We start from the raw sequence: 10979 nt of genomic DNA, 5'->3' as shown, positions 1-10979 counted from the left end.
TACTCCCGCAGGAGTCTCGCACCTTCCGCTCCAATCAACTTGTGCTAATATCAATAATGCTTAACATGCCAAGACAAAAAAAACACGATTGTTCATCGTGTATAGTGCCTTCATCTCTTTATTTAAAAATGGACGTCCATTTCATTTAATGGCCAGTAGCGTAAATCGACTTTTCCTACTACTTGACTAGCGTTTATAAAACCAAATTGTCGGCTGTCCCAACTTCCTAAACGATTATCACCAAGAACAAATAATTTTCCGTCAGGGACTGTATTTTCACCGGTAATTTCTTTTAAGCTGAAATCACCAGTAATCCTTATTCCAGGAGATTTTTGTTTATACACATTTAAAAACGGTTCATCATACTTATGCCCATTAATATACAATAGGTCTTTTCTGTATTCAATCTTGTCACCTGGCAGGCCAATAATTCGTTTGACAAAATCCTCTTTTTCATTGGCATGAAAAACAATCACATCGAATCGATTCAATTCCCCCACTTGATAACCCAGCTTATTAACTACCAGCTTGTTCCCATCCTGAAGCGTTGGCATCATTGATTCGCCTTCGACTACATAATTTGAAAAGAAAAATGTACGAATAAAAGCAAAAATAATGATTCCAATCGCAAAAGCCTTAGCCCATTCCATGCCTTCCTTTTTCCATTCAATCTTCATTAACGCTCCTCCGTCTCTCCTGTTTATAGTTTCTATCTATTTCACCATTATGGTCAGTTTCCATGCTCTTATTCATTCTGCCCTCAATTCTTTTACCAACAAACCAAAGAATGAATATAATAAGCAATACTACAACAGTCCGAAGCGGCTTCGTCAGCAATGACTGGATATCATAGCCTACAAAACTAATTGTGAATATCATCACCATCTTCCCGATACACACAGCTAGCATGTATTGAGAAAGACGAATTTTAGAAAGACCTGCAACTATATTCACTACAGCTGAGGGGGTAAATGGAAAACATAGCATTAAAAAGAGGGGGCCGAATCCATGACGATCCAGCCAATCCATTAATTTACGAACCTGAGGGTGCTTGGACAAGAAAGATAATAACTTTTGCTGCCCAAACTTTCTGATAAGTAAAAATACGAGCATAGCCCCCATACAAGCACCGAGCCATGAGTATAAAAATCCTAACCAAAGTCCAAAAGCACTGGCATTAGCCATTACAAATATAAACAATGGGAGAAACGGCAAAAATGCCTCAATGACAATAAGCATTATGCCAGGTATGGGGCCAAGGGCTCGGTATTCCCGAATTAAATTCATTATATGTTCAAGCGTAAACCATGCTCTTAATGATTCAATATCCATCCTATTTCTCCTCATTTTTTTAAGAATTAGCAGTGTAAATAATTACTTTGTGATAAATTGATGAAGTGCCTCTTTATTTTTTTCAACATTGATATCTAATACGGCTCCTTCTCCAGCTATACGCGCATCTGAATAGCTATTTTCAACAGGAATTCGTAACGTATCAATATTTCCACGATCATTTGAAAAGAAATCCTTCGCCATAAATGTTATGTCTGAAGTTTTCATATTTGTATTCACATAAGGAGTCACTACACCAATCAGTTTAGGGAGCTTTGGAATTGTTTGCAGTCCCATCAATTGATCCCCGATTGCCTTAACCGCCTTTTGTTGACGTTCTACCCTTCCAAAATCCCCGATTGCATCATGACGGTAGCGGACATAACCAAGCATTTCCTCTCCATTTAATTTTTGCAGACCTGGCTCTAAAGTTACATCAATATTTTTTGACATTTTTTTCTCTACATCGATTTCTACCCCATTTGGGAATGCTTCATCAATAAGTTGCACGAAGCCTTGAAAATCGACAATGACATAATATTGAAGGTCAATATCAAAATTGTGCTTAATTGTTTGCCTCATTAATTCTGGTCCACCGCGTGCGAATGCTGAATTAACTTTGTGTTTACCATGCCCTGGAATTTCGAGGTAACTGTCCCTCATAATTGAAGTTAATTTAAAGGTTCCTTTGTCTTCATTATAATGAACAATCATGATAGTATCTGCGCGAGACTTTTCTTTTCCTCTTGCATCACTGCCAAGCAAAAGGATATTCGTTCCCCCATACTGATCTTTTTGCCCTTCGAAGGTATAGACAACATTTGATGCGTTTTTATCAATTTTTTTTAATGATTGGTTAACGCCCTGCTTGTACTGAAAATAAGCATAGCCTGCAACTGCCCCAATTAAAAGTAAGAATATCAGTAACACTGATGGCCATCGTTTCTTTCTCTTCACTTGATGTTTATCAGATCTCATTTGATTATCACCTATTCATCCATGTTTTTTATGCTCCTATTTATAAGACTGTTTTTTCTTTTTAGGGGTTTCTTCATTTAATTCATTTTCCCCCATCAGATATCCTTCTATTAATAAAAACTTTCTCATATAACAACTGCAATTTTCAATAAATAAAACTCGACCAAATGACGAGTTTTGTTTATGTATAGTCCTATTGCTTTTAATGTTCCTTTTTTGTAAAATAAAAAAGAACATTTGTTCTCATAAAAGTGAAAGGTGTGGCTGAAAATGACCAGAATCCCCGAAGATGATCGAGACATAATGGAGAAGGCAATGTATTTGCCAATGGTTCTAATTATCTTAAACCGGGATTTATCCGTTGTCGAAAAGAGCCCTTTTAAACTCAAACAACCCTATTTAGATTTGATTGAGGAAACGATGAAGGAAATTCAGAAGGAATTGGCGGAAGTTAAACAATATATGAAAAAAAATAAACTTCAAGTAATTGAAAAAAAACGGGACGATGCTTTTACTTTATACAGGTTTATTTATAAAGGCTACGAAGAAAACCATAATTACTTTAACCCAAGGATACGTAATAAGGTCCAAGAAATAATGGAGGCCTACTTATTAAAAAAACATCTGTCCCGTTAATTGTATAGAAAAAACCAACCTTATTCGGAACCCTTCGAATGGGCATCGTACTCTAGGGAGCTTTCCAGAGCATTTATTAACTGGGGTCCATTTGCTTTATTAGAGAACTTTCTCCCATTACTTTCTATTCTTTGCATGAGCTTTGTTTTTAATAATGACGTTCTTAACATCTGTCCTTCTATTGTACTTACCGGAACTGGAAATATATGTGATTGCTTGTTACGGAAAATGATCATTGTCTTTTGTGCGGCTACGCGGCGATAACATTCCACATGTTCAAATGCTATCCAAATACACTCAGGTTTTAACGGCGAAACTGTAGGGAAAAAATAGATGTGGTAAGTTGGTTCAATGATAATTGAAAGTTTTCGGAAATAACCAATTAGCTGCCGTGTACCTCTTTTCCTGCTTTCGTAATCGACACCATAATAATTGCAACTTTTTTTAATCAGATCCAAGGGCTTAAGGGGTAACAAGAATTCATCTTCTACTTCAACTACACGTGAATAAATTTTACTTCCATAAACCACCGGTTCTACAAACATCGTACGTAAATTGATTTCATAATCTTCGATCTCGGTTTGCTTCAATTCATTCAACTCCCTTTTCATTTTATCCATCATTATCTTAACACTCCTTGTTTTTTATTCCCTTACTTTTCTGAACTGTTCCTAAATTATTCACAAAATTTAGGAGAAATAAATATTTATCTGAAAATTTTAAAATTAATGATATTCTTCAAAAAAAACCATATAATTTTAAAAAGCATCAGAGGTGATTTTCATGAATGAAAAATCATACACGGAATTAATGAAACTTGGTGCCATGAAACGCAATCGCTTGAAAGAGAATTTTGTCCAGGATTTATACATCGACATGCTGTTGTCCGAAATTCAGCTAACAGTCGAAAGAGAAAAATTACTGCAAAAAATCGACGCGGCCATTGATTCCCGAGACAAAAAATCATTTCTCCTGTTATCCATGCAACTAAAGGAAATTTACAAAAAGTTTGGAACGTAAAAAACTTTAACTGCCGTCAGGACTGACGGCTTTTTTCGTTTCATCAAATGCTTGTCTAATGAAGGAACATACTATTTAAAAATATTTCCACTTCCTTTGAGTAATTTTATGTAACAAAAAAGGCTGTAGACATATATTGATGTCTCAGCCCTTTTTATGTTGGCACCTATTTATTCCTTTGGTTCACTTCATACTCTTCAAGCATCGATATCCGATCAAGCATGGAAGGATGGGTATACCTGAAGATTTTTACTAATAACGGCGGATTAACTTGACTTAAACCAGAACGAGTTAATTCCTGAAAAGAAGTAATCGCAGCCTCTGAATTTTTAGTCATTTCAATCGCATATTTATCGGCGCGTGTTTCCTGATAACGAGAAGTAAAATTAGTAAATGGACTGGCAGCAAACAGAAGCATCGAAAGGATCATAAAAAATAATGGAAGTGAACAAATATCTCTTACATCCGAGATTTTCAATTCGCTGCCCCATCGTTTGGTGGCCCAATTCATAATTCTATAGGTCAAATACAAACCGAGCAGTGATATCAAAAGGTACCCAGCTATTCCAAAATAAATATGTTTTTCTACATAATGGCACATTTCATGAGCCATTATGAATAAGATTTGATTATCCGATAGTTTATTTAAGGTAGTATCCCATAGGACAATCCGGGCATTAGAACCGATCCCCGTGACATAGGCATTTAAAGCATTGGTTTCTTCTGACTTATTCACTTCAAATACATGGGTAGCTGGAATTTGAGCCTTTTCGGCCAGTGTCAAAATTTTTGTTTCCAATGCTTTATCTTTTAAAGGATAAAAGTCATTATATAACGGGTCAATCACAACTGGCTGGAGAAACATCATAAATAATGTAAATGGAATAGATAAAAGCCACCCATACAGCCACCATCGTTTTTGACTTTTCTTCATCAACCAGTATAATACCGGGACAATGATCAGCCAAGTCCCATAATTAAGCCAAAAATCTATTACCTCATCTTTCATCCAGGAAGCAAACGACTGGGTCGAAATATTATAGGTTTTTGATAAATTAAAACTAATATAGCTTATTGGAAATGTCGCCAAATAAGCGAAAACAGATAACCAAATCAAATAAATGGCTGTTTGCAGCAGTTTATACTTAGTGGAGTTTTCAGCCCATTTCTTAATTGCTTTAGATAAGCCAAATAATAATATGAAGAAGTAAATGAGCCATTCTAAGGGAGTGGATAAGAAAAATAATAAATTCCTTATTTTGGAGTACTCCTCACTCAACATAAGTTCCCTGCCATTCAAAAAGGTGGCCGGGTCCGCCTTCGATCCTTCATATTCAAATGGAAGGCTCGAATCAGCAAAATAGAATAAATACCAATAAATAATCAATCCATATAGAATGTAGCCCACGACCGCATAGACTCCCATTTTTCTCGCCACGATTTATCCCCCTTTTTGTACAAACTCTCTATACTTAGTTTAGTTAAAAAAGGACAAATTAGAACAATTAAAATGCAAGTGCCTCGGCAAAGGAGCCTAGATAATAAAAAAGCCGGTTTTAAATACCGACTTACATAAGATATGAATATATGGATAGAACAGCAATAGATCCAATGACTACTACGATGACATTAGCCCCTAATATTGCCGCAATAAAAGCAGCTACGGCCCCTATTACCCCATACCAGATATCTTCCTTCTGAATAAAAATAATCGCTGGGAAAATTAAAGCCCCTAGTGTAGCATAAGGAACATTTTTTAGAACTCCTTGAATAAAAGGAGGCAGTTCTTTCCCTTTAAATAAAACAAAAGGCATCATACGCGGTATATATGTAACCAAACCCATCCCAAGAATCATCCAAACGATTTCAGCTTTCATTTCTTACACTCCGATTCCTTTTAATTACTTCAACTGATTCGATAATGACGGCTGATAAAATGGTTGCGGTAACAATTGCCCAGCCTTGAGCCATGAGGTCTCCAATGGTAAAAATCGAATTAAATATCGCGCCTAGTACTGCTAGAAATACTACCTTTACGCTTTTTTTCATGGATGGGACTAGAAGTCCAATAAACATGGCATATAGCGCGACCCCCATGCTTTCCTGCAGGGTTTGAGGCAGGTTAGCTCCAATCAAATGACCCAGTCCAGAAAAAACTACCCAACTAGAATATGATACCGAGATAACACCAAATAAAAAGCCAGTTGCCGCCGGTCCCTCTTTTGTAGCAACCACTGAAAATGTTTCATCCGTTATCCCAAATGAATAAATTAACTTATTAATTAGATGGTCCTCTTCAACTTTTTCATTCAAGGATGTACTCATTAGGAAATGACGAATATTTACAATAAACGTTGTTAAAATAATTTCAAATATTCCTGTACCATAGGCGATCAGACTAAGTGATATGTATTGGGATGCACCTGCAAATACAATTAAACTCATTAACACCGTTTCGGATAGAGATAGTCCCGAAGTCTTAGCGAGAAGACCAAAGGTCAGTGCAATTGGAAAATAGCCAATTCCGATACTTATCCCGGCTTGAAGTCCTTTTTTAAATTCCGACGATTCTTTACTAAAAGCTAAATCCGCCAACTCTATTCCTCCCCTTGTTGCACTTACACATTTAAGAATAAATAATAGCAAATTTTCAGTCAAAATAAAATAAAAAAACATGGCGCCAAGCACCATGTTTCGTTATTTCCCTTTAAAGGCTGGCTTTCTTTTTTCAGCGAAAGCTTGCAATGCTTCGATTCGATCTTCTGTTGGGAGTGTTACTTCGTATGCTTTTCTTTCTATTTGTAATCCTGTGTTTAGATCCGTATTCATCCCATTTTTAATAGCAAACTTGGCTTGTTGCAATGCAATAGGCCCATTTGCCAGTAATTGCGAACAAAAGGCTGAACACGCTGTCATTAAATCTTTTCTCTCTACAACTTTTGTCAGCAGTCCAAAGGCATAAGCCTCATCAGCGGACAAGCGGCGTGCTGTCAAAATGAGTTCCAAGGCCTTCGCCTGACCTATTAAGCGTGGTAAACGTTGTGTCCCGCCTGCACCTGGAATGATAGCAAGACTCGTTTCCGTTAACCCCAATAGTGCTTCTCTTGCTGCAAAACGGAAATCACAAGCCAAAGCTAACTCCATTCCTCCACCAAAAGCAAATCCATTTATTGCGGCAATAGTCGGTTGGGGCAGACTATCAATTGCCGTAAAAACCTCATTAATTTTATATAGATTTCGCTTCACTTGTTCGTCAGTTAATGATTTTCGTTCCTTTAAATCAGCCCCCACGCTAAATGCCTTTTCACCGGCACCAATAAAAAGAACAGCCTGAACTTTTGGGTTTATTCTAATTTCTTCAACCGTTTTCTGTAAATCGAGTAATGTCTCATAATTAAACGCATTTAAAGAATCGGCCCGATTAATTGTGACAACTGCCAAATGATTATTAAACTCCAGCAAAATTGGCTCCACCATGCTCCCCCTTAATAGGGCAGGTTAACACAACCTGTCCTCTGAAATAAATTCTAGTTTCTGGTTTCGACTACCTGTGTCTTTAGTGCCCTTCTTAAGATTTTCCCAGTTGTATTCTTTGGAAGTTCATCAATGAATTCAATTGAAGAAGGAATTTTATATTTGGCTAAGTGCTCCTTGCAATAATCTAGTAATTGTTCTGTTGTTAGCTCAGGGTCCCTGCTGACAACAAAGGCTTTTACAGCCTCCCCGAGATCTAGGTCTGGAACGCCGAGAACAGCCACTTCGACAACATCTGGATGGTTATAAATAACCTCTTCCACTTCACGCGGATAGACATTATAGCCGCCTACTAGGATGAGATCCTTTTTTCGATCGACAATATAAAAGTACCCATCTTCATCCATTTTGGCAAGGTCCCCAGTATGAAGCCAGCCATTTCGAATAGTCGTTATGGTTTCTTCGGGCATTTTATAGTACCCTTTCATGACATTAGGACCTCTCACAACCAATTCTCCTACCTCGCCAATGGAGACTTCTTCACCAAGCTCATTAAAGATTTTATTTTCAACGTGGAGGATGGATGTCCCGATTGACCCTGGCTTTCGAGGGCGGTCAAGCGGATTAAAGCAAGTAACAGGAGAAGCCTCAGACAACCCATAGCCTTCAGAAATGACAACAGTAAACTTTTGTTCAAAATTCTTTAAAAGGGCTACGGGTAAGGAAGCCCCTCCTGAGATACATAGGCGTAAAGATTTTAAGTCTTCAGGATTTCCATCAGGATATTGAAGAAGGAAATTATACATGGTTGGGACACCTGCAAAAACAGTAGCTCTATTTTCTTTAACTAATCCAAAAATTTCCTTTGGACTGAATTTTGGAGTTATTAATAGCGTTGCTCCACTTAATAATGGTGCATTTAAGGCAACAGTCAAACAGAAAACATGGAACATAGGAAGGACAGTTACTACCTTATCATCGGAATTCATTTTCAAATATTCGCTTACATCTTTAGCATTACTATATAAATTTCTATGCGTTAACATTGCACCCTTAGGTTGACCTGTCGTACCTGATGTATAAAGAATGACAGCTGTATCATCGTCCTGGAGCTCAGGTCCCTTAAAGGTTAAGTCTCCAGCTGCAATTACCAATGAAAACGATTTCATTTTTGGAGAGCATGATAGATTCTCAATTTTCGATTCTACATTGCTATTTGGAGCTGTTTCACAAAAAATATAATGTTCTACTTTGGGAAGGGAGGTGTGAATTTTTTCAACTAATGGGATTGCCAGGTCAAGCCCGATAACTGCTTTAACGTCACCATTATTTAATATATAGCCAATCTCATCGGCAGTATAGATAGGATTTACTGGGATAACAGTTGCCCCCAATCGTAATGCACCATATAAGCTGATTACAAAGTGCGGCGAGTTCCCCAGCAATATGGCAATATGATCCCCTTTTTTCACCCCTAATTTTTCTAAACCGGATGCAAATTTAGTAATCGCACCATCTAATTCAGCATAAGTACAGATTTGGTTCATAAAATAATAGGCTGGTTTAGCAGCAAAGTTCTTCGCTGATTCTTCAAACTTTGATAAAAGATTCATATTCTCCCTCCTGTTGAATGAATGTTCATTCACAAAATTACAGCAATTTTCTAAACTTATTATATTAAAAGTACAGAACCTATACAAGTATAATACTTGAAAATTCAGATAAAAAGATAGCACAGCATTTGAAAATGCTGTGCCTCACTTCTTAATATAACAAATTTAAAAAATCTTTCTTGTCAATATTTCCAAAGTAATGGGTAGTGTCAACATCTGCAAGAGCCTTTTCGATTTCATTTTTTTCATATCGCGCGCCCGTTAACTTTGCCTCAATTTCACTTACATCCCCCACACCAAAAAAGTCGCCATAGATTTTACAATTTTCAATGACCCCCTTATTGACCTCTAAACGAACATCAATACTGCCTACAGGGAAGCGGTGCGAATGCTGTAAATTGAACTTAGGCGATCTTCCATAGTTCCAATCCCAGTTTTGGTAACGTTCTTTTGAAAGTTGGTGAATTTTTTCCCAATCTTCTTCCGTAAGAAGATATTCTGGCACTTCCTCTTGCCCCTCAAATATATTCTTTAACAGTAAGGATCTGAATTCACCAACTTCTATCTTTTCAGTAAGAAACTCAGAAATATTGGCAACCCGGCTGCGGACAGATTTAATTCCTTTGGACTCGATTTTATCCTTTTTAACTTTTAACGCTGAGACAACATTTTCTATTTCGGAATTCAGCATTAACGTCCCATGGCTAAACATTCTACCCTTGGTTGAAAATTGGGCATTTCCAGAAATTTTTCTGCCTCCGACCTCAATGTCATTTCTGCCGCTTAATTCGGCGTTTACTCCTAATTTTTTTAATGCCTTCACAACCGGTTCAGTAAATTTACGGAAATTATGAAAACTCTCCCCGTCATCCTTTGTGATAAAACTAAAGTTTAAATTACCAAGATCATGATAGACCGCACCGCCGCCGGACAGTCTCCGGACAACTTTAATGCCGTTACCTTCCACATACTCTGTATTAATTTCTTCAATGGTATTTTGGTTCTTACCGATTATGATAGACGGTTCATTTATATAAAATAATAAATACGTTTCATTAATATCAAGATTTTTCAGCGCGTATTCCTCAATCGCCAAATTTATCCTTGGATCAGTGACTCCTTTATTATCAATAAATAACATAATAGTTGATGGCCCCTTTTTATAGTGAAATAGATTGAAATTCTTCTGCAAGCCTAATTATACCCGCAAACTGACTTGATGCTTCAGTAATTAACTGAGGTAAGGACCCATAGTGAGGCAAATGTGTTAAAACTAATTGCTTCACTTCTGCTTTATGTGCAAACTTTCCCGCGTCAATACTGTTCATGTGCCCTGCTGATTTTCCATTTTGATGTCCATAAAAGTTACATTCACAAAGTAGTAAATCAGCATTGCGACTGAACTCAATAAACTCCTCTTTATACGAACTATCACCTGTATAAACAATTGCTTTTCCATTTGCTTCTATTCTCATTGCGTAGCACGGGGCCGGGTGGTCTGTTCTAAGAAAAGAAACATGAAATGGACCTATGGTGAGAACCTCACTAGGATTATAAGAAACCCCTTTTGTTATATCTTTATAGGTTAATTTGTTAAATTCAGATTGATCCAAATCATGACCATATAGAGGCAATGTTTGAGTCTTCTTTCCTAAAAATCCTTGGATTAATCTTGCATGCTGTAAGACGCCAATATCTGCGATGTGGTCAGGATGGTAATGCGAAAGGATTACCGCATCTAGTTCCTCAGGCTGGGTAACATTTTGTATCTTAGAAAGTACCCCGCTTCCACAATCCATTAACAATTGAAAGCCATCATGTTCAAGCAGATAACCAGAACTAGCTTCATTCTCCTTCGGATATCCACCCCAATAACCAATAACCGTAAGTTTCAAAATAACGCCTCCACCTTCATAGTGTAAATTA

The 10979-nt window shown here is 37.1% G+C and carries 13 protein-coding genes; 2 read left to right on the top strand and 11 right to left on the bottom strand.

The annotated features are described in order from the left end of the window. Nucleotides 1-122: 122 nt before the first annotated feature. From lepB to COJ96_RS06760, 3 genes are read right to left on the bottom strand one after another with little or no spacing between them, the layout of a single operon-like run. Complete coding sequence (lepB, locus tag COJ96_RS06770) at nucleotides 123-677, bottom strand: signal peptidase I (protein ID WP_098572195.1); 555 nt, start codon at nucleotides 675-677, stop codon at nucleotides 123-125. Then, nucleotides 667-1332, bottom strand: coding sequence for a TVP38/TMEM64 family protein (locus COJ96_RS06765; RefSeq protein ID WP_098572194.1), 666 nt, complete (start codon nucleotides 1330-1332; stop codon nucleotides 667-669). Before COJ96_RS06765 ends, lepB begins: the two co-directional genes overlap by 11 nt. A gap of 42 nt (nucleotides 1333-1374) precedes the next feature. Beyond that, complete coding sequence (locus COJ96_RS06760; protein WP_098572193.1) at nucleotides 1375-2310, bottom strand: LCP family protein; 936 nt, start codon at nucleotides 2308-2310, stop codon at nucleotides 1375-1377. 270 nt (nucleotides 2311-2580) lie between these two features. Between COJ96_RS06760 and COJ96_RS06755 the strand changes: the two genes are divergently transcribed. Next, nucleotides 2581-2946: a YhjD family protein gene (locus tag COJ96_RS06755; RefSeq protein ID WP_098572192.1), complete on the top strand. Its 366-nt coding sequence runs from the start codon at nucleotides 2581-2583 to the stop codon at nucleotides 2944-2946. A 20-nt stretch (nucleotides 2947-2966) separates the two neighbouring features. On the opposite strand, the gene COJ96_RS06750 is transcribed toward COJ96_RS06755, so the two are convergent. Beyond that, nucleotides 2967-3569, bottom strand: a complete 603-nt coding sequence (locus COJ96_RS06750; protein ID WP_257148453.1) for a competence protein ComK — start codon at nucleotides 3567-3569, stop codon at nucleotides 2967-2969. Nucleotides 3570-3729: 160 nt separating this feature from the next. Here COJ96_RS06750 and COJ96_RS06745 point away from each other — a divergent pair, with 160 nt between their 5' ends. After that, nucleotides 3730-3966, top strand: coding sequence for an IDEAL domain-containing protein (locus tag COJ96_RS06745; RefSeq protein ID WP_098572191.1), 237 nt, complete (start codon nucleotides 3730-3732; stop codon nucleotides 3964-3966). Between the two features lie 166 nt (nucleotides 3967-4132). Here the strand turns inward: COJ96_RS06745 and COJ96_RS06740 are convergent, their stop codons facing one another. The 7 genes from COJ96_RS06740 to COJ96_RS06710 form a co-directional block, all read right to left on the bottom strand. Beyond that, a complete protein-coding gene (locus COJ96_RS06740) occupies nucleotides 4133-5404 on the bottom strand; it encodes a M48 family metallopeptidase (protein ID WP_098572190.1) in 1272 nt (423 codons plus the stop codon). Between the two features lie 130 nt (nucleotides 5405-5534). After that, the gene (locus COJ96_RS06735) at nucleotides 5535-5843 is read right to left on the bottom strand and encodes an AzlD domain-containing protein (protein WP_098572189.1); all 309 of its coding nucleotides are present in this window, start codon (nucleotides 5841-5843) and stop codon (nucleotides 5535-5537) included. Beyond that, a complete protein-coding gene (locus COJ96_RS06730; RefSeq protein ID WP_098572205.1) occupies nucleotides 5833-6561 on the bottom strand; it encodes an AzlC family ABC transporter permease in 729 nt (242 codons plus the stop codon). Before COJ96_RS06730 ends, COJ96_RS06735 begins: the two co-directional genes overlap by 11 nt. A 102-nt stretch (nucleotides 6562-6663) precedes the next feature. Continuing rightward, on the bottom strand, nucleotides 6664-7440 hold the full coding sequence (locus tag COJ96_RS06725; protein WP_251456538.1) for an enoyl-CoA hydratase-related protein: 777 nt from the start codon (nucleotides 7438-7440) through the stop codon (nucleotides 6664-6666). Nucleotides 7441-7493: 53 nt separating this feature from the next. Continuing rightward, complete coding sequence (locus COJ96_RS06720; protein WP_098572187.1) at nucleotides 7494-9053, bottom strand: fatty acid--CoA ligase family protein; 1560 nt, start codon at nucleotides 9051-9053, stop codon at nucleotides 7494-7496. A gap of 151 nt (nucleotides 9054-9204) precedes the next feature. Beyond that, nucleotides 9205-10194 carry a lipoate--protein ligase gene (gene lplA, locus COJ96_RS06715; RefSeq protein ID WP_098572186.1) on the bottom strand — a complete coding sequence of 330 codons (990 nt, stop codon included), beginning with the start codon at nucleotides 10192-10194 and terminating at the stop codon, nucleotides 9205-9207. Between the two features lie 19 nt (nucleotides 10195-10213). Then, nucleotides 10214-10948 (bottom strand): MBL fold metallo-hydrolase, encoded by a 735-nt coding sequence (locus COJ96_RS06710; protein WP_098572185.1) that lies wholly within the window; start codon nucleotides 10946-10948, stop codon nucleotides 10214-10216. Between the last annotated feature and the right edge of the window lie 31 nt (nucleotides 10949-10979).

It is taken from the genome of Bacillus sp. AFS073361, from assembly GCF_002567005.1.
GTDB lineage: Bacteria > Bacillota > Bacilli > Bacillales > Cytobacillaceae > Neobacillus.
The sequence above is the reverse complement of the archived record's forward strand: the minus strand, read 5'-3'. Positions and strand labels throughout refer to the sequence as shown.